Origin of the sequence: Agrobacterium sp. LR_9 (genome assembly GCF_041954855.1) — a bacterium.
Lineage (GTDB): Bacteria > Pseudomonadota > Alphaproteobacteria > Rhizobiales > Rhizobiaceae > Agrobacterium > Agrobacterium leguminum.
Window position 1 is genome coordinate 48,613 of sequence record NZ_JAVAYA010000021.1, and the last position, 23,664, is coordinate 72,276.

Genomic DNA, 23,664 nt, shown 5'->3' on the forward strand with positions numbered 1-23,664 from the left:
TGCAACGTTGTGATTTTGTTGACGTGGTTAGATCCTTGGGACAAGCCCAAGGATGACGTCGAGAGAGTTGTCGCCCTGGTACCAATCATAAATCAGAACGCGCGGACCTCCCGCGCGCTCCATTATCTAGGCGTCACTTCGAATTATTTCAGCGCCGCATCGGTGATTTCGGTGGTGTAGGCGCCTGTCGGTTCCTTGGTAATGACCGGGTCGGAACCGCCGCCCAGCAGCGTCTTGACCGTGCGGTCATAGTCCGCCTTATCGAGCGCGCCCTTCGAACCGGCGGTCAGTTTTGCCACTTCGCCCATCATGCGCTTCTGGTGTTTTTCGGTCTGGGCGCCGGAGGCGTCGTTTTCGAGAACGATATCGGCGGCGTCGTCAGGGTTTTCTTCGGCCCATTTCCAGCCCTTCATGGAAGCGCGGACGAATTTGACCATGTCTTCCTTGAACTTGGCGTCCTTCAGCTTGTCTTCCAGAACGTAAAGCCCGTCTTCCAGCGTCGCCACGCCTTCCGCCTCGTATTTAAAGGTGACGAGTTCCGCCGGCTTGATGCCGGCATCGATGACCTGCCAATATTCATTATAGGTCATGGTGGAAATGCAGGCGGCCTGTTTCTGCAGCAGCGGATCGACATTGAAGCCCTGTTTGAGAACGGTCACGCCGTCGGCGCCGCCGGTTGTCGGGATTTTCAGGTGCGCCATCCAGGACAGGAACGGATATTCATTGCCGAAGAACCAGACGCCCAGCGTCTTGCCCTTGAAATCTTCCGGCTTGGTGATGCCGGTTTCTTTCAGGCAGGTCAGCATCATGCCTGACGATTTGAACGGCTGGGCGATATTGACCAGCGGCACGCCTTTTTCGCGGGTGGCGAGTGCGGATGGCATCCAGTCGACGATGACGTCCGCGCCGCCGCCGGCCAGAACCTGCGCGGGTGCAATGTCCGGGCCGCCGGGCTTGATGTCGACATCGAGGCCTTCGGCTTCGTAAAAACCCTTGTCCTTGGCGACGTAATATCCGGCGAACTGCGCCTGGGTCACCCATTTGAGTTGAAGGGTGATCTTGTCGGCGGCCTGCGCGCTGAATGCCGTCATCACTGACGCGCCGGCAAGAAGCATGGATGCAAGTTTCATTTTCATCGCTGTTCCCTTTTTCGTTATTACGTTCGTCCCCCACGGACGGACGGATGCCAGAAGGTGACGGCCCGCTCTGCGAGCGCCACGAGACCATAAAAGCCGGAGCCGGCGAGTGCTGCGACCGCGATTTCGGCCCAGACCATATCGACATTGCTGCGGCCCATTTCCGCCGAGATGCGGAAACCCATGCCGACGATGGGCGTGCCGAAGAATTCCGCGACGATGGCGCCGATCAGCGCCAGCGTGGAATTGATCTTCAACGCGTTGAAGATGAACGGCCAGGCGGCGGGCAGGCGCAGCTTCAGCAACGTCTGCCACCAGCCAGCGGCATAGGTGCGCATCAGGTCGCGTTCCATGTGGCTGGAAGCGGCAAGCCCCTGAACCGTGTTCACCAGCATGGGGAAGAAGGTCATGATGACAACGACGGCGACTTTCGACTGCCAGTCGAAGCCGAACCACATGACCATGATGGGTGCTACGCCGACGACCGGCAGAGCCGAGACGAAATTGCCGATGGGCAGCAGCCCGCGCTGGAGGAAAGGCGAGCGGTCGATGAGGATGGCGACGGCAAAGCCGAGGCCGCAGCCCAGCACATAGCCCGTCAGTACCGATTTGATGAAGGTCTGGCGGAAATCCGCCCAGAGGATCGGCAGGGAGCCGGCGAGCCGTACGAGGATGGCGCTTGGGGCGGGCAGCAGAATGCGCGGCACGGAAAAACCGCGCACCACGCCTTCCCACAACGCGAGGATGGCCAGCCCGAAGAGGAGCGGCACGGCGATGCGGCCGATGCGCTTTGCCGCTGGCGTGGAGACGTGGCGGCGCACCAGCCATTCGTTGAAGGCCCAGGCGGCAAACCAGAACAGGATCGCGCCGAAAAACCAGCCGGGATGGGTCATGGCCGGGCTCCCATTCTCTTGAGGACGGCGGCATGGGCGATGCCGATGATGGATACCAGCAGCGCAGCCACACCGGCGGCCATGAACAGCGCCGCCCATATCTGCACCGTCTGGCCGTAATAGGAACCGGAAAGCAGACGCGCGCCAAGCCCGGCAACGGCGCCTGTCGGCAATTCACCGACGATGGCGCCGACCAGCGCAATGGCGACGGCGATCTTCAGCGAGGTGAAGAGATAGGGCAGCGCCGCGGGCCAGCGCAGCTTCCAGAATATCTGGCCGGGCGAGGCATTATAGGTGTGCATCAGGTCGAGCTGGATCGTCTCCGGGCTTCGGAGACCCTTCACCATGCCGACGACGATGGGGAAGAAGGAAAGATAGGTAGAGATCAGCGCCTTCGGCAGCAGCCCGGAGATGCCGATGGAGTTCAGGACGACGATGATCATCGGCGCGACGGCAAGGATCGGGATGGTTTGGCTGGCGATGATCCACGGCATGACGGAGCGGTCCATGGCGCGGTTATGCACGATGGCGACGGCAAGCAGGATGCCGAGCGCCGCACCGATGGCGAAACCGAGCAGCGTCGCCGAAAGCGTGACGCCGGCGTGATAGATGAGGCTGCGCTTGGAGGTGATGGCCTTGTTGACCGTAGTGTCCCACAGTTCGGCGGCAATCTGGTGCGGGGCGGGGAGAACCGGGCGCTCCTGGGCGAAGGTTTGCGGCAGGAGTTCGAAGAAGCCCGGCGTCTGCCCGGCGCGGGTGGCCTGGTCGCGGGCGAAGGGCATGTTGAGGTAGACGACCGCGAGGTGCCAGAGGATGAGGATGGCGAGGAGGACGGTGAGGATGGGGAGGATGCGGTGGCGGAGGAGGGTCATGGGTTTTCGCTCCGCTGCTCACTCCGAGGGTGCGGCTTACCCCCCTCTGTCCTGCCGGACATCTCCCCCTCAAGGGGGGAGATCGACTCGTGGTTGGGTCTCGGCCATCTCAAAGCTAGAGAATTAAGAGGGGAGTGCGCCTCCTGCCGATCTCCCCCCTTGAGGGGGAGATGCCCGGCAGGGCAGAGGGGGGTGAAGCTTGCGATGACCTCACCCCTCATAGCTATGCCCCGCCTTCAGCCCCTCACGCACCCGATGCGCAATCGCCAGAAATTCCGGTGTCTCGCGAATCTCGAGCGGCCTTTCCCGTGGCAGCGTCGATGTGATCACATCCGTCACCCGGCCCGGCCGGGGCGACATCACGACGATCTTGGTCGAGAGATAGACCGCTTCGGGAATGGAATGGGTGACGAAGCAGATGGTCTTGCCGGTCGTATCCCAGAGTTTCAGAAGCTGTTCGTTGAGGTGATCGCGCACGATCTCGTCCAGCGCGCCGAAGGGCTCGTCCATCAACAGCAGGTCGGCATCGAAGGCGAGCGCGCGGGCAATGGAGGCGCGCTGTTGCATGCCGCCGGAAAGTTGCCAGGGATATTTCTTGCCGAAACCGTTGAGGTTGACGAGATCGAGCGTGCGCTCGATGCGCTCGCGCTGCTCGGCCTTGGTATAGCCCATGATTTCGAGCGGCAGCGCGATGTTCTTTTCGATGCTGCGCCATGGATAAAGGGCGGCGGCCTGAAAAACGTAACCGTAAGAGCGGTCCCGGCGGGCGTTTTCCGGCGTTGTGCCGTTGACGGTGATATCGCCGGACGTGTGTTTTTCCAGATCGGCGATGACCCGCAGAAAGGTGGTCTTGCCGCAGCCGGAAGGGCCGATGAAGGAGACGAAATCGCCCTTGCCGACCTCCAGGTCGACATTGGAGAGTGCGTGTACCGGGCCATCGCCCGTTTCGAAGGTGAGGCCGAGATTTCTGGCGGAAACGACGGAATAGGGGGAGGCCTGGTTCATCTGGGCTTGGTTTCGCTTTCCGTCAGGGCCGCGCGCGCCAGCGGCAGCATTTGGGTTTCCGTAAGCCTTGCGATCGTTATGCCGGTGTGGCGGTCGAGATCGAGCCAGCGCACTTCCTCTATTTCCGCCTGCGGGGCGACATCGGCATGAAGCCTCGCGATGAATGTATGGGCGACGACGTCGGCCCCCGTCTCATTGGCGGCCTCCTCGCGAAAGACGCCTTCATAACGGGCGGCATTTTCGGGCAGCGTCAGGCCGATTTCCTCGGCAAGTTCGCGGTGAAGCGCCTGTTCCGGCGTTTCGCCCAGATCGATCTTGCCGCCCGGCTGCATGAATTGCGTGGTCCCGCGCTTGCGCACGACCAGCATCTGCCGCCGCTCATTGAGAAGAACGGCTGCGGCGATAACGATTTCGCGTTTCGGCCCGGCGCTCACGGTCATACACCCGATGCCGGAATGCCGCTGCGCTCCACCCTGCGCGGCGCGACGAGTTCCTTCCAGGTGGAAAGCGCCCGGCTGACGGCTGGATAAGCATCGCGGGCGATGAACTGGCCGTGACCCGGCTGCGTTTCGATGGTGGCTTCCTCGACGCTGACGAGACCGCGCGACAGGGTGTAGCGCGGCAGGCCTTTGACCTTCTGGCCTTCGAACACGTTGTAATCGATGGCCGATTGCTGGCTCGCCGCGCTGATGGTCTTTTCCAGCGCCGGATCCCAGACGACGATATCGGCATCGCTGCCGACGAGGATCGCGCCTTTTCTCGGATAGATGTTGAGGATCTTGGCGATGTTGGTGGAGGTGACGGCGACGAATTCGTTCATCGTCAGCCGGCCGGTCGCCACGCCATGGGTCCAGAGCAGCGGCATGCGATCTTCCAGCCCGCCGGTGCCGTTCGGAATCCTTCGGAAATCGCCAAGACCAAAGCGTTTCTGCTCGGTGGTGAAGGCGCAATGGTCGGTCGCCACGCATTGCAGCGAGCCGGAGGCGAGGCCCGCCCAGAGGCTGTCCTGATGCTGCCGGTTGCGGAAGGGCGGCGACATCACCCGACGCGCGGCGTGATCCCAGTCGGGATTGGCATATTCGCTTTCATCGAGGATCAGGTGCTGGATCAGCGGTTCGCCATAGACCCGCATGCCGTTTTGCCGGGCGCGGCGGATGGCTTCATGGGCCTGCTCGCAGGAGGTATGGACGACATAAAGCGGCGCACCGGCCATATCGGCGATGATGATGGCGCGGTTGGTGGCCTCGCCTTCCACGGAGGGTGGGCGGGAATAGGCATGCGCCTCCGGCCCGACATTGCCTTCCGCCATCAGCTTTTCCTGCATCTGCGCGACGATATCGCCGTTTTCCGCATGCACGAAGGGAATGGCGCCCAGTTCGGCGCAGCGCGAGAAGGAGGCGAACATCTCGTCGTCATTCACCATCAAAGCGCCCTTATAGGCCATGAAGTGCTTGAAGGAGTTGATGCCTTTTTCCCGCACCAGCGTCTTCATCTCGTTGAAGACCTGCTCGCCCCACCAGGTGACGGCCATGTGGAAGGAATAATCGCAATTGGCGCGCGTTGCCTTGTTGTCCCATCGCTGCAGGGCATCAAGAAGCGACTGGCCGGGCTCCGGCAGGCAGAAATCCACCACCATGGTCGTGCCGCCGGCAAGCGCCGCGCGCGTGCCGCTCTCGAAATGATCGGCGGAATAGGTGCCCATGAAGGGCATTTCCAGATGCACATGCGGATCGATGCCGCCGGGCATGACATAACATCCGGTGGCATCGAGTACCGTGCCGCCGGTCAGATCAGGCCCGATCTCGGTGATCCTGCCGCCTTCGATCTTCACATCGGCCTTATAGGTGAGGTCGGCGGTGACGATGGTGCCGTTCTTGATGATGGTGGCGGTCATTCCGCGATCTCCGCAGTCTCCAGCACTGCATGCAGCAGCACATCGCAGCCGGCGGCTGCCCATTCCGGCGAAATCTCCTCGGCCTCATTGTGGGAAAGCCCGTCCACGCAGGGGCAGAAGATCATGGTGGAGGGGGCGACCCTTGCCGTCCAGCAGGCATCGTGGCCGGCGCCGGAGATGATATCCATGTGGCTGTAGCCGAGTTTTTCGGCGGCGGAGCGTACGCGGCCGACCAAAACGGGGTCGAAGGTGACGGGATCGAAATGGCCGATGGCCTCGATTGAGCAGCCCACGCCGAGTTCTTCGGCGATCTGCGGCACCTCGCGCTCGAAGATGGCGCGCATGCTGTCGAGTTTCGCCTGTGAGGGGGTTCTGAGGTCGATGGTGAAGACCACCTTGCCGGGCAGCACATTGCGGGAATTGGGCGTGAAGATCATCTGGCCAACGCCGGCGACGGCGCCGGGCTGGTGAGCCATGGCCACCTCCTGCACCTTTTCGAGAATGCGGGCGGCGGCAAGACCGGCATTGACGCGCATGGCCATAGGCGTGGAGCCGGTGTGGGCTTCCTTGCCGGTCAGCGTCACTTCCAGCCACCACAGACCCTGGCAATGGGTGACAACGCCGATCTGTTTGCTTTCCGCCTCCAGGATCGGTCCCTGTTCGATGTGATATTCGAAATAGGCGTGCATTTTGCGCGCGCCCACCTCTTCCTCGCCCAGCCAGCCGATGCGCTTCAGCTCTTCGCCATAGGTCTTGCCGTCGGTATCGGTGCGGCCATAGGCATAATCGAGATCGTGAATGCCGGCGAAGACGCCGGAAGCCAGCATGGCCGGGGCGAAGCGTGCGCCTTCCTCGTTTGACCAGTTGGTGACGGTGATCGGGTGTCTGGTTTTGATGTTCAAGTCATTCAGGCTGCGCACCACCTCCAGCCCGGCCAGCACGCCGAGCACGCCATCGAACTTGCCGCCGGTCGGCTGGGTGTCGAGGTGGCTGCCGATATAAACGGGAAGCGCATCCGGATCCTCGCCGGGGCGGGTGGCGAACATGGTGCCCATGCGGTCGACGCCCATCGTCAGGCCCGCCGCTTCGCACCAGCGCTGAAAGAGGCGGCGGCCTTCCGCATCCTCATCCGTCAGCGTGCGGCGATTATTGCCGCCGGCAATGCCGGGGCCAATCTTCGCCATATCCATCAGACTGTCCCACAGACGGTCGCCATTGACCGTCAAGTTCTTACCCGCCGCCATGAAGTGTCGTCCTCACCTGTTTTGTTTTTATCGAAGCAAAGCTTGTGCCGTTCCCTTTTTTGCCGGTTAAGATAACAGCCATTGCCTTGTGATGGCGATGGGGGATAAATTGACCGGCTGGTAAACATTGCAAATTCGCGGTGGCGTCAGCAAGGGATTTCGTGACGAATCGCAGTAATTTTGCCTAAACTGTACGCGGAGATTATTTTTTAAGCATACTGTAAGGGCAATTGCATGGAAAAGAAACAGAGAGCTGAGAATGGCCATACCGCGCGCAGCGAAAACACAGAAGCGGACCCGCATTCAGGAAGAAAAGCAGGAAGCGATTCTTGAAGCCGCGCTCAGTGTTTTTTCCACAAACGGGTTTCGCGGTTCCACCATCGATCAGATTGCCGAGGCGGCCGGCATGTCGAAACCGAACGTGCTTTATTATTTCCGCACCAAAGAGGCGATGCATCGCGCGCTGATCGAGCGGGTGCTGGACACATGGCTCGACCCGCTGCGCGCTTTCGATGCCGAGGGCAATCCTGAAAGCGAGATTCGCTCCTATATTCGTCGCAAGCTGGAAATGTCGCGCGATTTCCCGCGTGAAAGCCGCCTGTTCGCCAATGAAATCCTACAGGGCGCGCCGCATATCGAGGATGAGCTGAAGGGGCCGCTGAAACAACTGGTGGATGAAAAGGCCGAGGTGATCCGCGCCTGGGTGAAGGCCGGACGGATGGCCAAATGCGATCCTTATCACCTCATTTTTTCCATCTGGTCTACCACGCAGCATTATGCGGATTTCGATGTGCAGGTGCGGGCGGTGCTGGGCGAGAAGAATGGCGGCGAGGGCCGTTTCGAGGATGCGGCCCGGCATTTGGAGCAGCTTTTCATGGGCGGATTGCGGATAAACGGCTGAAGGGAACCGTTCTCGCGCCTAGAGTGTTTTCGCGTTCTTCGAATCGCGAAAACACTCTAACTCTTTGTTTTGGCGCATTTCCGGACGGAAAACCGGGTCCACTTTTCCTGGAAATGCTCTAAGCAATCGATTCTTTATGCCGAAACATGAGGAAAATTATCACCTTTATACTTTACTCCAAAACTCATCTTTATTATGGTGCCGGCATCCCGAACGTCCGGGGCATTGAAAAATCAACCGGCAGGTGAGGGAATGGCACGCAAGGAAAAGAAGAAGGCCGAACGTGGCGGCAAGCAGGGCAAGGGCGTTCCCCAAACCGAGCGGGACGTGGCCGAACAGCAGCTTTCCGGTCCCAAAAGCTTTCTTTATGTCGGCGGCCGTGACTGTCAGGTTGCTCATCTTCGCCAGATCGCCAGCAATTTCGGCGCGGAGCTCATTCATCACGATGGCGGCCTGCGTGAAGCCGTCTCGCGCATCGATACCGTGCTTCCCTCCGTCGACTGCGTTTTCTGCCCGATCGACTGTATCAGCCACGATGCGTGTCTGCGGGTGAAGTCCGGTTGCAAGAAATTCGGCAAGACGTTCATTCCGCTGCGCAACGGCAGCAAATCCAGTCTGGAGCGGGCGCTGCAGACCATGAATGAACGGACCTCCAGCGATGAGCGACGAGCGCAATAATTTTAAGGGTGAAGAGCCGGCGGCGGAAGCCTGCCGTGTGGAACTGCACAAGATGGCCGAGCAGGCTGCCGATCCGGCCCTGACCGACATCTATGAAATCATCGGTGAACGCGAAAGGCGCAACCGCCTTGCCAGAAGCGGCGGCAATGTTGTGACTTTTCCCTATCTGCGCACCCGCCAGCCCGGTGAAACGCCGTCCTTCAAGATCGGCACGGCGGCCGAAGAGGGCCGCAATATCCTCTCGTTTCGCTGGACGCGGCGTAAGGGCTAAAGCCTAACCCTTCGGCTTCAGAAATGCTCCCGCGCACAGCACCAGCCACCCGCCGATCATGCCGAGGCCGCCAGTGGGTGCGGCGTAGGGAAACAGGCTGTGGCCGGAAAAATGCCTGGTAACGAGATCGCCGACAAAGACCGCAGTACCGAGGCCGAGGATCAGGCCTGCCGGAACGGCGGTTCTGATGCGATCCGCGCCGATATGAAGCGCCACCAGCACCGGCGCATGCGCCAGCGCCATGGCCGAGGCATTGCCGAGCATATAGGTTTCGCCGGTGTGGGTGGCGGCGGCGGCAAGCATGACGCCCGCAGCACCCAGGAGGCCGCCCAGCAACAGAATGAAGGCCCGCAATCTTTCGCGCGGCAGGCTTGCGATGGTCGCGCTCTGCGTGGTCATTGGCTGTCCGCCTCCTGGTTCTGCATGTGAAAGGCCAGCCGCTCCACCGGCGTCCAGATGATCTCGCGCAGCTTCGGGTTTTCGATGGTCTCGTCCATGGCGCGGCGGAAGCAGAGCAGCCATTCATCCCGCTCTGCCGGGCCGATGGGGGCGACGAAATGGCGGCGGCGCAGCATCGGGTGGCCATGTTTCTCGACATAGACGGGCGGTCCGCCAAGATATCCCGTCAGATAATCGTAAAACTTCGCCTCGCTGCCGGAAAGATCGGCGGGATGGATGGCACGGCAGCGCGCCGCTTCCGGCAGGGTATCCATCAATTCGTAAAAGCGCCGGGTCAGCGCCCTTACGGTCGCATCGCCACCTATCGCTTCATAAAGGGTAATGGTCTCGCCGCTCATCGTCCGCCTCTTGTGGCCCTTCGGTCCTTATCGCTCCATGGAGCCGGAAGAGCAACAGGGCACGGGCGGGGTGCGACATTTGCGACACGGCGCTGATAAGTCCTCAGTTTTCACTTTCGACGGATCGTTGGATAGCCTCAACAGCAATTTTGAGCGGCGGCACATGTTCGGTGACCACGGCCCAAACGACATCATCCGCGATCTTGTGGTACTCATGACGCAGAATATTGCCGATTCCCCGAATCTGTTTCCACGGTACGTCCGGCGCAAGCTCCAGCAAGTCATCGGATAGGTGACGGGACGCCTCGGAGACGATTTCGAGGGCGCGTTGCACGGCGAGTTTGAGGAGCCAATTTTGCTGGAAATCAGTGAGCGACAGGCCTGCGGTGTGGGTCTCAATGCCGTTTATGGCCTCCAGAATTTCGGCGAGAACCGGCCCGACCCTACGTCTGGTCATCAAAATATCCGTACGGCGGATTGCTCGATGTCATTCCGGAGCAGCGGGTGGAGGCTGTTGCGTGTCGTCACATCGACCTCCACGGCCAATTCTTCTTCCAGAAACTGCTTGATACCGACGAGATCGATCAACGAGAAACGGCGGCCCGGATCATAGTCGATGAAGATGTCCAGATCGCTGGAGGCAAGGGCCTCATCGCGGGCCGTCGATCCGAAAAGATAGAGCGACGTCGCGCCCATGCTTTTCACTGCATGGGCGTGGCGCTTGAGTTTCCTGATTGCGTCCGTTCTCTTCATGCGTGCAGCTTACACCATCGCGTATGCGGCATCCACTCTCACCCAAAATTGCGGATGAGATCGAGTCCCTTGTTCAGAAGCGTCTCGGCCTCGTCTTGATTGGCGGCTTCGACGTAGCAGCGCATTTCGGGAGCATTGCCTGATGGGCGGAAATGGATGGTGCTGCCATCGGTAAGCGCCACGCGCAGGCCGTCGATGTCGCTCAGCGCCTTCACGGTGCCGACCGGTGCGAGGAAGGCTTCGAGATTGCTGCGCGAGGCGCGCAGATGCGTCATCAGGGCGGCGCTCTTTTCCTGCGCGAAATTTTCCAGACGGTCGGCGGCGGCGACCGGCAGGTTATAGGCGGCGGCGATCTGCGACAGCGGCTTTTTCTGTTCTGCCGAGAGAAGCAGCACGGCGAGAACCGGCAGGAAGCTGTCACGCGTCGGCAGCGGCGAAAGCGCCCGACCGTTAAGTGTGAAGGCAGAGGCCGTCAGCAGGCCGCCATTGGCCTCGAAGCCCATGACACCGTTCTTGCCGGCGGCGAGCGCCTCAGCCATTCCCGCGATCACGAAAGGGGAGCCGACTTTGGTGCGGACGACGTCGAACGAACCGCTTGCCTCGATGCCGGAATTGGAGGTGACGGGGGTGACGACCACGCCGGCGCCGAGGAAATTGGCGGTGATCAGGCCGATGAGGTCGCCGCGCAGCGGCACGCCGTTTTCATCGGTCAGCAGGGGACGGTCGCCGTCGCCATCGGCGGAAACGATGGCGTCGAGACCGTGCTCCGGCGACCATTTCTTGAGAAGGGCCAGCGTTTCCGGCGAGACCGCTTCGGTGTCGACAGGGATGAAGGTTTCGGAGCGGCCGAGCGGAACGACATCCGCACCATAATGGGCAAGCACGTCGACAAAGAGATCGCGCGCCACCGTGCTATGCTGGTAAACGCCGATCTTGAGGCCGGAGAGCGCTTTTTCCGGCAGCAGCGCGATGTTGCGCTCGTAGAAAAGTTCGGCTGCGGTGGCGGAATGGTCTTCGGCAGTCGCCGCCTCGTCGCTGATGCCTTCCGCTTCGATTTCGGCGGCAAGAGCGGCAATCGCCGTCTCGTCCTGCTTGTCGATTTCACCGTCCGGACGGTAGAACTTGATGCCGTTGCGGTCGGCCGGAATATGCGAGCCGGTGATCATCAGCGCGCCGGCCTTGAGCGTCAGGCCGTAAAGCGCCAGCGCGGGTGTCGGCACCGTGCCGCAATCGAACGGGGTCAGGCCGGCTTTTTTGAGCGCGGCGATGCAGGTGGCGGAAACATCCGGGCTCGAATCGCGGAAATCGCGGCCGACGAGAATGGGATCGCCCGCCTTTGCCTGGCCCGATGTGAGAAGGTGCCTTGCAAATGCCGTGGCATAGACGGCAGAAGCTTTTCCTTTCAGATCGACGGAGAGGCCGCGAAGGCCGCTCGTTCCAAATTTCAGGCTCATTCCAAACTCCGTTTCGATAAAATCTTTGAGGGTCAAATGGATAATGCAAAAATATAACGGTTGAAAGAACCGTATCGATCCATTCAAGTCAATCATCCCTTTCAACGCGGACGCGAATAGGCGATGATGGCGGGACTGATGCGGGTAACCTAAAATTCACCCGTCATATTTAAACTTGTCCGTCGATAGCGGCTCTGGCGACGATGGGAACCCTCTGTTGCCGGCCTTTTTGTGGTTCGTTCGAGTTGGATTGGCTGATGTACAGGCTTCAAAAGGCGGGACATAAGCAGGCACGTCCGCTCGATGAAAAAACGGCGCCTGCCGCGAGAACCCATGGTTCCCTGCTGGACGATTTGGTGGATGAGGACGAGGTTTTCGAGCGTACGGTGCTAAAGGAGCATCTGGAGCCGAAACCGGCGAAAACCGTCGCCGAGCCGGCTGCGGCCGAGACGCCGGTGAAGACGGCTTCGCCGAGCGGCAGTCTGGCGACTGCGCTGCCGGGCCTGAAACATATCGACAGGATCGGTGTGGATGACGTCATCCTCTGGCTTCGCAAAGGCATTGTCTGGATCGTGCTGGCAATCGTTCTCTGCGTTGCCGGCGCTCTGACCTATGCCTCCATGACGCCGCCGCGCTACAAGGCCTATACGGATATCGTCGTCAATCCCTCCAACCTGAATGTCGTCAATGACGGCGTGTTTTCGCCCAACCAGCAGCGCGACACGCAAATCCTCGAGGTGGAAAGCAAGCTGCGCACCATCACCTCACGCAACGTGCTGGCACGGGTGGTGGACGAGTTGAAGCTCGATCAGGATCCTGAATTCATCAGTCCACCGCCGCTCGCCCGGCTGAAGGCGATGTTCTCATCGAAACCGGAAGATGACGACAACCGGGTCGGCGCGCTTCGTTCGCTCGGCGATCGGGTGGCGGCGGAACGCGACCCGCGATCCTTTGTCGTGACGCTTTCGGTCTGGACCAATGACGCCGAAAAATCGGTGACTGTCTCCAAGGCCATCGTGAAGGCTTTCGAAAGCGAGCTATTCCAGACAAACTCCGACAGCAGTCAACGCGTCGTTGACGATCTCAGGAAGCGGCTCGAGGAAATGCGCGAGAATGTGACCGCCGCCGAAAAGCGCGTGGCCGATTTTCGCCGTGAGAACGGCCTGCAGGAAAATAACGGCCAGCTCGTCAGCAATCTGGCTTCCGGTGAGCTGAACGCTCAGGTGCTTGCGACCCAGCAGCGCCTCATTCAGGAAGAATCGCGCCTCAAGCAGATGGAGGCGGCGATTGCGCAGAACCGCACCCAGAGCGACGCCATATTCGACAGCCAGACGATGAATACGATCCGCGCGCAATACAGCACGCTGCAACAGCAGATCGGTGCGATGACGCTGACCTATGGCGCGCGCCATCCGCGGCTTGCGACAGCAGGGGCGGAGCGGGCGATGCTGGAACAGGGAATGGCGGATGAGGCGCGGCGTATCCTTCAAGCGGCAAAGATCAACGTCGCGGAGGCGCGCTCCTCACTCGATGCCCTGCGGCTGAAAGCGGTGGCGGAACGCGCCAATGTCTTTACCGACAATGAGGCGCAGGTGCGGCTGCGTGATCTCGATCGTGACGCCCGCTCGGCGGCGGCGATCTATGAGACTTATCTCACCCGCTCGCGCCAGCTTGCCGAACAGCAGTCGATCGATTCCACCAATGTACGGGTGATTTCGCAGCCGGTTGCGCCCAATTCCAGAAGCTGGCCGCCGGGCAAGCTGACGTTCCTGATTGCCGGCGGCATGGGCGGCCTGTTCCTTGGTCTCGCAATTGCCGTGGCGCTCGGCCTCTGGGGTTATCTTCGCCGGGACGATCACGCGGATGTCGCGGTGCGGTAAGAGAAGCCGGCTGCGTGCCGCCTTATTCTTCCGAAATCAGACCGTCATAAACCTCGAGCAGCGCGGCGGCGATGGCCGCGCCCAGCGCATTGCCGGCATCGCGAATGCCCGCCTCGTCGCCGTCGCGAACCGAAATGGCAAGGTCGGACGCCTCGTTGGCGACGATTTCTTTCGCTCGTTCTATCGCCCAGAGGCCGAAATCGCCGCGATTGTCGATCGAGATTGTTTCCATGGCCGGAGCCCTTCCGTGGTTTGATTTCCGCGTCCCTTAACCCATCGGCTGGAAAACCGGAATAGGCGGAAAATGTGGCGCACAACCTTCAGGCGTGTAAAATGCCTGCCGCATACGGGGATTTATAAAAATATTAATGATAGTTCTTCGTAGTGTTTGAAGCCTTATACCCTAAGCATAAGCGTGAATATAACAATGAAACGATGCCTATCTTGGACACCGGACAGATTATGACAGGGAGAGAGATGCCGGATGCGGAGGGGACTGGCCAGGTCTGGCCGGTTATTCCGCTTGCGGCGTTGCCCATTACCGACGCGACCATCGACGAAACCGCGCGGGATTTCATCCTGCGCGCGACGACGGCGCGTGCGGCCGGTGCAAAACCGTTTTATTCGACATCGGCAAACGGTCAGGTCATCGCGCTCTGCCATCACGACCGGGAATTCGACGCCATGCTTCGGCAGGCGGACCAGATCCATGCGGACGGCATGTCGCTGGTGATCTTCTCCCGCAAATTCTGCCCGAAGGCATTGAGAGAACGGGTTGCGACCACGGATCTCGTTCATGCCGTTGCGAAGCGCGCCGAAGAGACGGGCAGCCGGTTCTATTTCCTCGGCGGCTCCGAAGAGGTGAACCGCGCGGCGGTCGAGGAAATGCAGAGGCTTTATCCGTGCCTTATATTTGCGGGGCGGCGCAACGGTTATTTCAGCCGGGCCGAGGAAGAGGCGATCCTCGCCGATATCGCGGCATCCGGGACGGATATTCTCTGGGTTGGCTTCGGCATACCGCTGGAGCAGCGTTTCGTCTCGCGCAATCTGGACAGGCTTTCCGGCATCGCCGTAATCAAGACCTGTGGCGGCCTTTTCGATTTCCTCGCCGGCAAGAACAGCCGGGCACCGCAATGGATGCAGGATATGGGGCTGGAATGGCTCTACCGGGCCATGCTTGAGCCGAAGCGGCTCGGAAAACGTTACCTGCTGACCAATCCTATCGCCATATATTCGCTGCTGAAGTATCGCTTCGGAGCTTCGGGACAAGGTCGCTAGATCATCGCGACAAGCTGCCGCTGCGCGAAGAATAAAGCGCGCGTTCGCCTCCCGCCCGACAATATAAGATTGTTCTAACTTATTGAATGGATGCGCTGCGTCGCTGAAATCCGTTGCAACTGCGAACATCTGCGCTACAGTGCATCAATATTACAAATTTATTCGAATCATAGATTTATTGAGGCCACCAATGGTGATTACGTCCATTTCTCTTTTAATATATGGAATTGGCACCGTTACCTCTCTCGCCATGACCTATATCGAAGGCGCCCGCCGCGGCAAGGACTGGGATTTTTATCGCGTCACCGGCATTGTCCTTTGTTTCTTCTGGCCGGTGCTCGTGCCGCTCCTCGTCCTTGCGACGGCCTTGTCGTCGTTCGGTTTCCAGAAACGGTTCACGAATACGATCTCACTCGGCAGGCAAAAAACCCTTGGCTGAGCCGAAGCTATCCCGCTTCAGCTCTTCTTCGCCGGCGCCTTGTAGGGCGTGAGCGTAATGCCGAGGCTTGCCATCACGCGGCCGATGGACATCAGCGGCGGATGCGTTGCTGGCAGCAGGGTTCCGGTTTTCACAAAGGCGGAAACGGCGCGGACAAGAGACAGGCACAGGCTGACGGCGTTTTTGGCGGCAAGCAGCAGCCCACCATTCAGGCCGGGGCGTCGGGCACGGTCGATGCTGTAATTGATGATGCCGGTTCGGAGCGAGCGCTCCATGATCCAGCGTGGCGCCATGCGGTTTTCCGGCACATATTCGATGATGAGGGCTTGCGCATTCCAGGCGAATTTGAAACCGGCCTTGCGGCAGCGGGTGAAGAAATCCATGTCGCCGCCGCCTAGGAAGTTGAAGCGCACGTCGAATTCCGGTTTCGCCAGCGTCTCGAAAACCCGCCGTGAGATCAGGCAGTTACCCGATCCGTGGATTTGCTCGACGGGGCCGGTCGGCGCTTCGATGGAGCCGAACAGCGGATGCGAGAGAACCGCCTTCGAAGCCGGTGCGTCGAATTCCCGGTTGACCGGGCCGCCGACGATATCGACGCCGAAGGATTTTGCCGCCGAAACCATTTCGGCAAGCCAGACGGGGGAGGCGGCCTCGTCGTCATCGATCATCAGGAACCACTCAGCCGAAGCATAGCTTTGCCGGGCGGTGCGGAAGGCGGTGTTGATGGCGTAACAATTGCCCTGCGTCGGTTCGACCAATGCCTCGCCGGCCATGCCGCTTTCGGCGAAAAAGGCGCGCGCGACCGCGAGACCCGCCTGGCCCGCGCCGTCATTATCGACCACAACGATGGCGAAGGGAAAATCGACCTTCTGGGCTGCGAGTGACCGAAGCGTCTTTTTCAGGCCTTCCGGCCGGCGGAAACTCGGAATGCACACCACCGCTTCCGGCATGATCTCGGACATGGAAACTCCTAAATTCCGGCAAGCGCTGCGGCGGAAAAAACGACGGCCCTGAGGATCTGGCGCGGGCGGTTGAGGAAGGTATCGGCCAGCGCCGAAAAGGCCTCGCGGTAGCGGCGGGCGCGGAAGGCCTGCGCCACGGTATAGGCATTCATATGGTTTTCGGATCGGCGGCGAAGCCGTCGCAGCTCCGGCGGCGAGACGGCAGCGACGATGGCCGGGTCGGAAAACACGGCCTCGATTGCCGGTTCGCAATCCCGGAAGGTCAAAAGCCGGTTCATCATCACGCTCGTTCTGTGCACGCGGTAATCCAGCACATGGCAGCCGGGCAGGTAAACGAAACGGCCGGCGGCGGCCAGCCTGCACCAGCCATACCAGTCTTCGGCATAACGCAAAGTCTCGTCGAAACCGCCGAATTCCTGAAAGATGCGGGTCCTGACCAGCATGATGCCGCCATTGACGATGAAGTTGCCGCCGAGCAGCGGCTGGAGAATGAAACCATCGGGTTTTTCCCGGCGGCGAATGAGATTGCGCCGGCCGATCTTGACGCCGTTTTCATCGATGCGCTCGTAATCGCCATAAACGGCGACGACATCCGGCCCGGAAATGCCGGCGCAAAGGGCCGCGATGGCGCCCGGTTTCAGGCGATCGTCGGCATCGAGAAACATCGTCCATTCGCCGCGCGCCTGCGACAGGCCGAAATTGCGCACGGCGGAAACGCCCTGCCTTCCCTGCGGCCGGGCCAGCAATTTGACGCGAGGATCGGAAAAACCTTCCACCTTTTGTGCGGTGGTGTCGGTGGAGCCGTCATCGACCACCAGCACTTCGCCGATGGTCTCGCCCTGCAGCAACACGCTTTCGATCGCTTCCACGATGTAACGCTCGCCATTGCGAACGGGAATGACAATCGAAACGGAAACCAAGACTTCAAACTCCATGCGGCGTGGGCCAAGAATTCGCACAGCGAAGTTACTACCGCATTAAGCGGGTCTGGCCAATTATGACGTGGTATAACGTCGGTTAACCTTGCAAATCTTTAATATCCTTTTCCTATGATCGGAATGTTATGTTTTGGGAATAAAGGTTGCGGAGGCGGGTGCATGCGGATTGGGCGGCGGAATTTTATGGGCGGTGCGGCAAGCGCTGGCCTGCTGCATGCCGTGGCCGGCCCGGCCTTTGCCGCGCAGAAGAAAGCGGCGAGTAAAACCGCCCCTTATGGCGCGGCTGTTTACCTGCCGGATCTTACCGCCGATAGCCGCATCGGCGAGGCGGTAGTGAAATATTGCTCGCGCATCACCCCCGTTACCGAAATGAAATGGGAGGTCCTGCGGCCTTCGGCGGAGGTGTTCGATTTCGCCGCTGCCGATGCAATCGCCAATTTCGCCCGTCAGCACAAGCTTTCCATGCACGGCCATCCGCTGATCTGGTATGCCTCCAACGCGCCCTGGCTTGCGAGCATCGGCGGCGGCGTGAAGGTCGAGAAGCTGATGGAGACCCATATCGTCACGGTGATGGAGCGTTATAAGGACGTGATCCATAGCTGGGATGTGGTCAATGAGCCGATCCCCGACGTGCCGGGCAATGTGCGCGCGCGGCGCGATGCCTGGTATTACGGCGCCGGGCCGGACGCCATCAAGAAGGCTTTCGAGATCGCCCATGCCGTCGATCCGAAGGCGCAGCTCGTGCTCAACGAATATGATGTGGAATTTGCCGCCGAGAAATCGCCGGCCAAACGCGCCGCCTTCCGCAATCTCATTCTCGAACTGCTGGAGAAGGGCGCGCCGATCAACGCCGTCGGCCTGCAGGGGCATTTGCGCGGCGGCTGGCCGATCGCCAAGGACGAGCTTGCCGCCTTCACGGCGGAAATGCGCAGTTACGGTCTTGCCGTTCTGGTAACGGAGCTGGATGTGATGGACCAGACGCTGCCCGCGCCGGAAGCCGAACGCGATATGCTGATCAACGGCCAGGTCCGTGAATTTCTGGAGGCGGCTTCCGCGGGCGGCGCGCTTTCCTCCATCACCACATGGGGCATCTCGGATCAATATAGCTGGATCCGCTGGGCCTATCCGCGCCGGGACGGCACCGCCAACCGGCCGCTGCCGCTGGACTGGAGTTTCAACGAAAAACCCATGATGGCCATCATCAATGAATTCCGGAACCGTGGTGCATGACTATGAATGCTGAAATGCCGCTTCCTCCCGTGCAAAAGGCGCTGCAAATCAACCTGCACCCCTTCGATGCCCCGCATGCGGCCCTGACCCTGCCGCATCAACTCAGGGTCTGGGGCGGACAGGTGGACCGCATTCTGCTGACCGTCGATACGGGCCAGGTGGGGGCCGGCCGCTACAAGGGGAACGGTTTCGATGCGGCGCGCCAGCGTCTCTTCGACATGCTGGAGGAAATGCAGACCAATTATCCGCATCTCTCCGTGGATATCGTCGATTACAGCGATGCGGCGCGCAGCGCCGTGACGGAAACCTTCTTTCCCCGCTCGCCGATCCCCTATCCCGCCAAGGCTTTCGATGGCGGGCCTTTCCATGTCTATTTCTACGGGCTGAAACGCGCCAATGCCCGTTATGTGCTGCATATGGACAGCGACATGATGTTCGGCGGCGGCAGCCAGAGCTGGTTCGGCGAGGCCATCGCGCTTCAGAAGGCCAATCCGGATGCGCTGTGCATCACGCCCTTTTCCGGGCCGCCGACGGTGCGCGGCGATCTGGATATTTCCCGCCATGTCGGCATGCCCGGCGTAAAGAATATTCCTGCGCCGCGCAAGCTGCCGTCGCGCATTCCCACCTGGCGTTTCGCCACCGTTTCCACCCGGCTTTTCATGATCGACATGGAACGTTTTGCGAAACGCATCGGCTCGCTGGAACTGCTCAAGCCCGATGTCAAACGGCGCATCCGCTCCTATGCCTATAACCAGCAGCCTGTCTCGATGCCCGCCGAGGAGGTGCTGAGCACGAACATGATGCGCACGGGTGTTTATCGCCTCGATTTTCTCGGCACGGGCAAGGGCATGTATTCACTGCATCCGCCCTATCGTTCGCCGGAATTTTATGCGGCGCTGGCCTCCATCGTCGAGCGCATCGAAAAGGGCGATATTCCCGAAGGCCAGCTCGGCGATTTCGACATCAACGGATCGATGGTGGACTGGACCAGCGCGCTGGCGGCCAAGACGCGCTCCAAACGTTATGCGAAAGCGCTGCGCCATCTCATCTCGGCCAATGTCGGGCGGTTCAGCAAGGCTTGAGGGTTTCGATCCGTCTTCCGTCGTGAGGCGGGGCGGGGGGCTCAATAGTCGGTGATGAGCTTGCTCCAGCTCTCCGAGCACAGTCCGCCAATATAGATATCGCCGGCCAGCGCCCTTTCCCGCAGGGCGTCATCGCGCGTCGCCATGCAGAAATAACCGTCATGGCGGAAGCTCATGTGGTTCTGGCGGTAAAGCGCGTTGATGAGAAAGGGCTGCGCCATGCCTGTGACATGGGCATAGTTCTCGTCATCGAAATGGCGGAACAGGGTGTTGAGGACATCGTTTTCGCAACCGGCATCGCAAACGAGATTGAGCACATAGGCCGTTCTGCCCCGCTGGCCGAAAAACAGCGCAGCGCCCATGGCATGGCCTTCGGCATTCTCGATCACCACGCCTTTCAGTTCGCCGAGACTCTCATTGGCCCTGCTCATCTCGATCAGCCAGTGGAATTCCTCGTGAGACCATTCCGGGCGGATGGAAAAACGCTCGATCATCGCGAGCGCCCTGCGGCGGAAGGTTTCGTAATCCACGGTTCTCACCCTAGCGCCGGCAGCCTCCTGCGGTCTCAGACCCTTTTTCCACCGTCGCAGGATTCCATCCATAAATCCGAGCGCGGCGAGCGCCAGCGTGGTTTTGGCCAGTTTCGAACGGCGCGGCATGCGCAGCGCGATGGTGCAGAAGGGCTTAAGCGCCTTGTGCCATTGCAGGCTTTCAATCGGCAGCATGTTGCCGCCGGTCGCCACCCAGTGATCGGCGCTGACGGGTGAAGCCGTATCCGAGAACAACATGTCGTGTTTGGAGGCCCGCATGCCCCGGGACAGACGCGCCGCACCGAGTGCACCGCGTTTCCCGTCCGATGCGAAGGCGCAGAGCAGCCGTGCGGTAATGGTTTTTCCATTCGCAACGAAGCGCATGGGCACGGCGAGAATGACGCTGGTGACCCCGTTCTCCCCGGCATCGTAGACAACGCTGCCGTTTTCCGGGCTGAAGGCGGGGCTGCCGAAAAACAGTTTTTCGATATAGGAGCCGAAATCGAAGTTCCGCTCCTGCCCGGTTTTCCTGAAAGCGCTGTTGAGCACGGCCTCGACAGCCGGAACGTCTTCCCTGCGCATGGGGCGGATGCCGGACACACCGATTTGAACCGGGCGTTGTGTCAAGTGACCGCTATCGCCATCGTCCACATGGGTGTGTATCGGAACGTCCACCGTCGGCCCCCACCTTTTTACGCATTGACGAAATCAACCATAGGCAGCGTATATTTGAATGTATTAATATAGATATAAAACCTGCAATCCGGTGGAATCGAAAGTATCGGATTTGGAGTAAACCATATTAATATCAATATATTGATCTGCATCAACCACATCGGTTGAGGTTAACAAAATACGCTCAAGCAAGCAACCTTTGGATGAAATACGGATAAATTTTTATAGGCGATTTTTTGGGGTTTGGCGTCTACGGGCTCCGATTTCCCGAGGAAAAGCGCACGATCGCGGTACTATTTCCCCGTGCATCATGAATAACTAAAAAATAGGATTTGCGCGGGATATTAGTATTATCGAATATGCGAAGCACGAGTTTCAATGCGGGTGGCTTCAGGAAAGAGGGAGAGAAAAACCCCTTATGGATGCAGCGCATGGCGAACAGGGGCGTGGCTACTGGCGGGACGTGTTGTTTTACGTGACGTTCCTGTTTTTCACGGTCGGCTTTTCGCCCTATATCTCGCTCTCATCGACCTATCAGGGCTCCGCCATGGCGGCCGGGTCCAACCTGCTCAACCAGTTGACCGCGATTATCCTGTTTTTCAGTTTCCTGGCCTTCATGGCGAAGGAGCGGTCGTTTTCCATCCTCTTCATGCCGCGCCTGCTGATGGCGGCGATTTTCGGCTGGTTTGTCCTGACCTCGCTTGCGGGCGAAGCGCCGCTATTTTCGCTCAGGCGGCTGGTCATGTGCGCCATCATCTGCGTGCTTGCCGGCGGCTTCCTGCAATTGCCGCGCACCGAGCGGCATTTCACGACGCTGCTTGCCACATGCGCCCTGATCATATTGTTCCTGTGCTATTTCGGAATCACCGTGCTGCCCTCGCGCTCGATCCATCAGGCCAGCGATGCGCTGGAGCCGCTGCTGGCGGGGGATTGGCGCGGGGTTTTCCGCCATAAGAACGAGGCCGCCTCGGTCATGGCGGTGTTGATTATAGTCGGTATTTATCTCTGCAAGCGCTGGTCCTTCATCGGCGGGCTGTCGGTGCTGTTGCTGTCGCTGGTCTTTCTGGTCAAGTCGGGCGGCAAGACCGCGCTCGGGCTGATGCCGATCATTATTGCGGCAGGCTGGTTCATCCTGCGCTGGCCGCGCTGGCGTTATACGGTCGTGACCCTGTTTCTGGCGGTTTTTGCGCTGGTGACCGTCGGCACCACGGTCGATCCCGTCTTTTCGCAGATGCTGACGAAGCTGGGGCTCGACGCCAGCTTTACCGGCAGACGGGATATCTGGACCGTCGCCATCGATTACATCCGTCAAAGCCCGCTCCTCGGATACGGCTACCAGGCCTTCTGGCGCAGCGATGCCCTGATGTCGAGTTTCACCGAGAACAATACCTGGGCGACGACCGCGCCGGATTCGCACAATGGTTATTTCGACCTTCTGCTGGCCGGCGGCGTGCCGGGGCTGGTGCTGGTGCTGGTGTGGATTTATCTCCTGCCGCTGCACTATCTCGGCAAAATGAACGAGGCCACGCGCAACAGTCCGCTGACGCGGCTTTATGTCGGCGTATGGCTTTATGTGCTGCTCTACGGCTTTCTGGAAACGCTGTTTTTCCTCAGTACCGGGTTCGTCTGGTTCTTCCTCATCGTCGCCGTGATGGGTCTGCACCTTCAGGCCAATGCCAGCCTCGTGGAGGACGAGGCGGAGCGGGAACCGGAGAGAGCCGTGGGTGGAGCGGGCATTGCCCCGACACCGCTGTCAGGGCAGGTTTCTCCTGTCGTTCGCTCCAGATGATATTTTGAAATGATTTTTCGTTGCAAATATGTAAAAGAGCCGATTGTTGCGCGCGTCTGCGGCTATTTTCGCTAAACATGCGCGGCTCAAGTCTTTGTTATTGTGCACGTCGCACCGCGAAACCCCGGCTATTGGCGCGGCGGCACTAAAAAAAACGGATCGGCTAGGTCAATCGATGGCAGATACAGGCGCCTGCGCGCTCGAGGCGGATGACATCCACAAGAGCTTCGGCACGCATGAAGTTTTGAAGGGCGTTTCCTTGCAGGCCCACAAGGGCGATGTCATCTCGATCATCGGGTCCTCCGGTTCCGGCAAAAGCACCTTTCTGCGCTGTATGAATTTTCTCGAAACGCCGGATCGCGGCCGCGTCATCGTCAATGGCGAGGAAATCGCCACGAAAACCGGCCGCGACGGCAAGGCCGTGCCGAAAAGCTGGCGGCAGGTGGAAAAACTGCGCACCGGCCTTGGCATGGTGTTCCAGAATTTCAATCTCTGGGCCCATCGCACCGTTCTGGAAAACGTGATCGAGGCGCCCGTTCATGTTCTCGGCGTCAGGCGGCAGGAGGCGGTTGAAAAGGCCGAAGCCCTGCTGAACAAGGTCGGGCTTTATGACAAGAAAAACGCCTATCCGGCATTCCTATCCGGCGGGCAGCAGCAACGTGCCGCCATTGCGCGCGCGCTCTGCATGGAGCCGGCGGTGATGCTGTTCGACGAACCCACTTCGGCGCTCGATCCCGAACTTGTGGGCGAGGTTCTGAAGGTCATTCGCGATCTGGCCGAGGAAGGCCGCACCATGCTGCTCGTCACCCACGAAATGCGCTTTGCGCGCGATGTATCCTCGCAGGTCGTGTTTTTGCATCAGGGCCGGGTGGAGGAGGCGGGGCCGCCGGCGCAGGTGTTCGGAAACCCCTTGAGCGCCCGCTGCCGGGAATTTACCGGCGCGCTCACCAATTGACCCTTTTG

Annotated in this window: 25 protein-coding genes and 1 pseudogene; 10 read left to right on the plus strand and 16 right to left on the minus strand. The window is 60.1% G+C overall.

Going from position 1 to position 23,664, the window contains the following annotated elements:
• Positions 1 to 143 precede the first annotated feature (143 nt).
• The 7 genes from RAC79_RS20545 to RAC79_RS20575 form a co-directional block, all read right to left on the minus strand.
• Entirely contained in the window at positions 144 to 1,136 is a 993-nt protein-coding gene (locus RAC79_RS20545) for an ABC transporter substrate-binding protein (protein ID WP_080856701.1), read from the minus strand.
• Positions 1,137 to 1,156: 20 nt separating this feature from the next.
• Positions 1,157 to 2,029: an ABC transporter permease gene (locus RAC79_RS20550; protein ID WP_174039599.1), complete on the minus strand. Its 873-nt coding sequence runs from the start codon at positions 2,027 to 2,029 to the stop codon at positions 1,157 to 1,159.
• A complete protein-coding gene (locus RAC79_RS20555) occupies positions 2,026 to 2,901 on the minus strand; it encodes an ABC transporter permease (RefSeq protein WP_174039598.1) in 876 nt (291 codons plus the stop codon). The genes RAC79_RS20550 and RAC79_RS20555 overlap by 4 nt, the downstream gene beginning before the upstream one ends.
• 210 nt (positions 2,902 to 3,111) lie before the next feature.
• Complete coding sequence (locus RAC79_RS20560) at positions 3,112 to 3,906, minus strand: ABC transporter ATP-binding protein (protein ID WP_003520586.1); 795 nt, start codon at positions 3,904 to 3,906, stop codon at positions 3,112 to 3,114.
• A complete protein-coding gene (locus RAC79_RS20565) occupies positions 3,903 to 4,346 on the minus strand; it encodes an NUDIX domain-containing protein (RefSeq protein WP_174039597.1) in 444 nt (147 codons plus the stop codon). The genes RAC79_RS20560 and RAC79_RS20565 overlap by 4 nt, the downstream gene beginning before the upstream one ends.
• The gene (gene hydA, locus RAC79_RS20570; RefSeq protein ID WP_174039596.1) at positions 4,343 to 5,800 is read right to left on the minus strand and encodes a dihydropyrimidinase; all 1,458 of its coding nucleotides are present in this window, start codon (positions 5,798 to 5,800) and stop codon (positions 4,343 to 4,345) included. The genes RAC79_RS20565 and hydA overlap by 4 nt, the downstream gene beginning before the upstream one ends.
• The gene (locus RAC79_RS20575; RefSeq protein ID WP_121490415.1) at positions 5,797 to 7,044 is read right to left on the minus strand and encodes a Zn-dependent hydrolase; all 1,248 of its coding nucleotides are present in this window, start codon (positions 7,042 to 7,044) and stop codon (positions 5,797 to 5,799) included. Before RAC79_RS20575 ends, hydA begins: the two co-directional genes overlap by 4 nt.
• A 259-nt stretch (positions 7,045 to 7,303) precedes the next feature.
• Between RAC79_RS20575 and rutR the strand changes: the two genes are divergently transcribed.
• The 3 genes and pseudogenes from rutR to RAC79_RS20590 all read left to right on the plus strand — a co-directional run bounded on the left by rutR (position 7,304) and on the right by RAC79_RS20590 (position 8,894).
• The gene (gene rutR, locus RAC79_RS20580; protein WP_003520582.1) at positions 7,304 to 7,945 is read left to right on the plus strand and encodes an HTH-type transcriptional regulator RutR; all 642 of its coding nucleotides are present in this window, start codon (positions 7,304 to 7,306) and stop codon (positions 7,943 to 7,945) included.
• 354 nt (positions 7,946 to 8,299) lie between these two features.
• A pseudogene (locus tag RAC79_RS20585) lies at positions 8,300 to 8,623 on the plus strand (DUF2325 domain-containing protein); the annotation flags it as partial.
• Entirely contained in the window at positions 8,604 to 8,894 is a 291-nt protein-coding gene (locus tag RAC79_RS20590) for a hypothetical protein (RefSeq protein WP_174036383.1), read from the plus strand. The pseudogene RAC79_RS20585 and the gene RAC79_RS20590, both read left to right, overlap by 20 nt.
• 3 nt (positions 8,895 to 8,897) lie before the next feature.
• Here the strand turns inward: RAC79_RS20590 and RAC79_RS20595 are convergent, their stop codons facing one another.
• From RAC79_RS20595 to uppO, 5 genes are all read right to left on the minus strand, one after another.
• Positions 8,898 to 9,293 carry a DUF423 domain-containing protein gene (locus tag RAC79_RS20595; RefSeq protein WP_174036382.1) on the minus strand — a complete coding sequence of 132 codons (396 nt, stop codon included), beginning with the start codon at positions 9,291 to 9,293 and terminating at the stop codon, positions 8,898 to 8,900.
• Positions 9,290 to 9,691, minus strand: coding sequence for a group II truncated hemoglobin (locus tag RAC79_RS20600; protein ID WP_035220023.1), 402 nt, complete (start codon positions 9,689 to 9,691; stop codon positions 9,290 to 9,292). Before RAC79_RS20600 ends, RAC79_RS20595 begins: the two co-directional genes overlap by 4 nt.
• Before the next feature lie 103 nt (positions 9,692 to 9,794).
• Positions 9,795 to 10,148, minus strand: a complete 354-nt coding sequence (locus RAC79_RS20605; RefSeq protein WP_142844910.1) for a DUF86 domain-containing protein — start codon at positions 10,146 to 10,148, stop codon at positions 9,795 to 9,797.
• Entirely contained in the window at positions 10,148 to 10,444 is a 297-nt protein-coding gene (locus RAC79_RS20610) for a nucleotidyltransferase family protein (RefSeq protein ID WP_003520575.1), read from the minus strand. The genes RAC79_RS20605 and RAC79_RS20610 overlap by 1 nt, the downstream gene beginning before the upstream one ends.
• Before the next feature lie 38 nt (positions 10,445 to 10,482).
• Positions 10,483 to 11,898: a polysaccharide biosynthesis phosphomannomutase UppO gene (uppO, locus tag RAC79_RS20615; RefSeq protein ID WP_174039595.1), complete on the minus strand. Its 1,416-nt coding sequence runs from the start codon at positions 11,896 to 11,898 to the stop codon at positions 10,483 to 10,485.
• Positions 11,899 to 12,155: 257 nt separating this feature from the next.
• Between uppO and uppM the strand changes: the two genes are divergently transcribed.
• Positions 12,156 to 13,778: a polysaccharide biosynthesis protein UppM gene (uppM, locus tag RAC79_RS20620; protein WP_174039594.1), complete on the plus strand. Its 1,623-nt coding sequence runs from the start codon at positions 12,156 to 12,158 to the stop codon at positions 13,776 to 13,778.
• Between the two features lie 22 nt (positions 13,779 to 13,800).
• On the opposite strand, the gene RAC79_RS20625 is transcribed toward uppM, so the two are convergent.
• Positions 13,801 to 14,010, minus strand: a complete 210-nt coding sequence (locus RAC79_RS20625; RefSeq protein ID WP_003509414.1) for a hypothetical protein — start codon at positions 14,008 to 14,010, stop codon at positions 13,801 to 13,803.
• Positions 14,011 to 14,255: 245 nt separating this feature from the next.
• Between RAC79_RS20625 and uppL the strand changes: the two genes are divergently transcribed.
• Together uppL and RAC79_RS20635 are read left to right on the plus strand one after the other, a co-directional pair.
• The gene (gene uppL / locus RAC79_RS20630; protein WP_174039667.1) at positions 14,256 to 15,056 is read left to right on the plus strand and encodes a polysaccharide biosynthesis UDP-hexose transferase UppL; all 801 of its coding nucleotides are present in this window, start codon (positions 14,256 to 14,258) and stop codon (positions 15,054 to 15,056) included.
• 190 nt (positions 15,057 to 15,246) lie between these two features.
• Positions 15,247 to 15,495 (plus strand): hypothetical protein, encoded by a 249-nt coding sequence (locus RAC79_RS20635; protein ID WP_174013393.1) that lies wholly within the window; start codon positions 15,247 to 15,249, stop codon positions 15,493 to 15,495.
• A 17-nt stretch (positions 15,496 to 15,512) separates the two neighbouring features.
• On the opposite strand, the gene uppJ is transcribed toward RAC79_RS20635, so the two are convergent.
• Positions 15,513 to 16,457 carry a polysaccharide biosynthesis UDP-hexose transferase UppJ gene (gene uppJ, locus RAC79_RS20640; protein WP_174039593.1) on the minus strand — a complete coding sequence of 315 codons (945 nt, stop codon included), beginning with the start codon at positions 16,455 to 16,457 and terminating at the stop codon, positions 15,513 to 15,515.
• An 8-nt stretch (positions 16,458 to 16,465) separates the two neighbouring features.
• Complete coding sequence (uppH, locus tag RAC79_RS20645; protein ID WP_236781155.1) at positions 16,466 to 17,377, minus strand: polysaccharide biosynthesis endo-1,4-beta-xylanase UppH; 912 nt, start codon at positions 17,375 to 17,377, stop codon at positions 16,466 to 16,468.
• A 177-nt stretch (positions 17,378 to 17,554) separates the two neighbouring features.
• Between uppH and uppI the strand changes: the two genes are divergently transcribed.
• Both uppI and uppG read left to right on the plus strand, forming a co-directional pair.
• On the plus strand, positions 17,555 to 18,625 hold the full coding sequence (gene uppI / locus RAC79_RS20650) for a polysaccharide biosynthesis UDP-hexose transferase UppI (RefSeq protein ID WP_035236854.1): 1,071 nt from the start codon (positions 17,555 to 17,557) through the stop codon (positions 18,623 to 18,625).
• Between the two features lie 2 nt (positions 18,626 to 18,627).
• On the plus strand, positions 18,628 to 19,707 hold the full coding sequence (gene uppG, locus RAC79_RS20655) for a polysaccharide biosynthesis glycosyltransferase UppG (RefSeq protein WP_065655097.1): 1,080 nt from the start codon (positions 18,628 to 18,630) through the stop codon (positions 19,705 to 19,707).
• Positions 19,708 to 19,748: 41 nt separating this feature from the next.
• On the opposite strand, the gene RAC79_RS20660 is transcribed toward uppG, so the two are convergent.
• Positions 19,749 to 20,819, minus strand: coding sequence for a GNAT family N-acetyltransferase (locus tag RAC79_RS20660; protein ID WP_174039666.1), 1,071 nt, complete (start codon positions 20,817 to 20,819; stop codon positions 19,749 to 19,751).
• Between the two features lie 511 nt (positions 20,820 to 21,330).
• Here RAC79_RS20660 and uppW point away from each other — a divergent pair.
• The gene (gene uppW, locus RAC79_RS20665) at positions 21,331 to 22,701 is read left to right on the plus strand and encodes a Wzy-type polysaccharide biosynthesis protein UppW (RefSeq protein ID WP_174039591.1); all 1,371 of its coding nucleotides are present in this window, start codon (positions 21,331 to 21,333) and stop codon (positions 22,699 to 22,701) included.
• A 175-nt stretch (positions 22,702 to 22,876) separates the two neighbouring features.
• Positions 22,877 to 23,656, plus strand: a complete 780-nt coding sequence (locus tag RAC79_RS20670) for an ABC transporter ATP-binding protein (RefSeq protein WP_065655095.1) — start codon at positions 22,877 to 22,879, stop codon at positions 23,654 to 23,656.
• Positions 23,657 to 23,664: the final 8 nt, after the last annotated feature.

Bases quoted from the DNA above. Each gene is read 5' to 3' on its own strand.
- RAC79_RS20545 (WP_080856701.1), bottom strand. From the start codon at position 1,136: ATGAAAATGAAACTTGCATCCATGCTTCTTGCCGGCGCGTCAGTGATG.
- RAC79_RS20550 (WP_174039599.1), bottom strand. From the start codon at position 2,029: ATGACCCATCCCGGCTGGTTTTTCGGCGCGATCCTGTTCTGGTTTGCC.
- RAC79_RS20555 (WP_174039598.1), bottom strand. From the start codon at position 2,901: ATGACCCTCCTCCGCCACCGCATCCTCCCCATCCTCACCGTCCTCCTC.
- RAC79_RS20560 (WP_003520586.1), bottom strand. From the start codon at position 3,906: ATGAACCAGGCCTCCCCCTATTCCGTCGTTTCCGCCAGAAATCTCGGC.
- RAC79_RS20565 (WP_174039597.1), bottom strand. From the start codon at position 4,346: ATGACCGTGAGCGCCGGGCCGAAACGCGAAATCGTTATCGCCGCAGCC.
- hydA (WP_174039596.1), bottom strand. From the start codon at position 5,800: ATGACCGCCACCATCATCAAGAACGGCACCATCGTCACCGCCGACCTC.
- RAC79_RS20575 (WP_121490415.1), bottom strand. From the start codon at position 7,044: ATGGCGGCGGGTAAGAACTTGACGGTCAATGGCGACCGTCTGTGGGAC.
- rutR (WP_003520582.1), top strand. From the start codon at position 7,304: ATGGCCATACCGCGCGCAGCGAAAACACAGAAGCGGACCCGCATTCAG.
- RAC79_RS20590 (WP_174036383.1), top strand. From the start codon at position 8,604: ATGAGCGACGAGCGCAATAATTTTAAGGGTGAAGAGCCGGCGGCGGAA.
- RAC79_RS20595 (WP_174036382.1), bottom strand. From the start codon at position 9,293: ATGACCACGCAGAGCGCGACCATCGCAAGCCTGCCGCGCGAAAGATTG.
- RAC79_RS20600 (WP_035220023.1), bottom strand. From the start codon at position 9,691: ATGAGCGGCGAGACCATTACCCTTTATGAAGCGATAGGTGGCGATGCG.
- RAC79_RS20605 (WP_142844910.1), bottom strand. From the start codon at position 10,148: ATGACCAGACGTAGGGTCGGGCCGGTTCTCGCCGAAATTCTGGAGGCC.
- RAC79_RS20610 (WP_003520575.1), bottom strand. From the start codon at position 10,444: ATGAAGAGAACGGACGCAATCAGGAAACTCAAGCGCCACGCCCATGCA.
- uppO (WP_174039595.1), bottom strand. From the start codon at position 11,898: ATGAGCCTGAAATTTGGAACGAGCGGCCTTCGCGGCCTCTCCGTCGAT.
- uppM (WP_174039594.1), top strand. From the start codon at position 12,156: ATGTACAGGCTTCAAAAGGCGGGACATAAGCAGGCACGTCCGCTCGAT.
- RAC79_RS20625 (WP_003509414.1), bottom strand. From the start codon at position 14,010: ATGGAAACAATCTCGATCGACAATCGCGGCGATTTCGGCCTCTGGGCG.
- uppL (WP_174039667.1), top strand. From the start codon at position 14,256: ATGCCGGATGCGGAGGGGACTGGCCAGGTCTGGCCGGTTATTCCGCTT.
- RAC79_RS20635 (WP_174013393.1), top strand. From the start codon at position 15,247: ATGGTGATTACGTCCATTTCTCTTTTAATATATGGAATTGGCACCGTT.
- uppJ (WP_174039593.1), bottom strand. From the start codon at position 16,457: ATGTCCGAGATCATGCCGGAAGCGGTGGTGTGCATTCCGAGTTTCCGC.
- uppI (WP_035236854.1), top strand. From the start codon at position 17,555: ATGCGGATTGGGCGGCGGAATTTTATGGGCGGTGCGGCAAGCGCTGGC.
- uppG (WP_065655097.1), top strand. From the start codon at position 18,628: ATGAATGCTGAAATGCCGCTTCCTCCCGTGCAAAAGGCGCTGCAAATC.
- RAC79_RS20660 (WP_174039666.1), bottom strand. From the start codon at position 20,819: ATGCGCAGGGAAGACGTTCCGGCTGTCGAGGCCGTGCTCAACAGCGCT.
- uppW (WP_174039591.1), top strand. From the start codon at position 21,331: ATGGATGCAGCGCATGGCGAACAGGGGCGTGGCTACTGGCGGGACGTG.
- RAC79_RS20670 (WP_065655095.1), top strand. From the start codon at position 22,877: ATGGCAGATACAGGCGCCTGCGCGCTCGAGGCGGATGACATCCACAAG.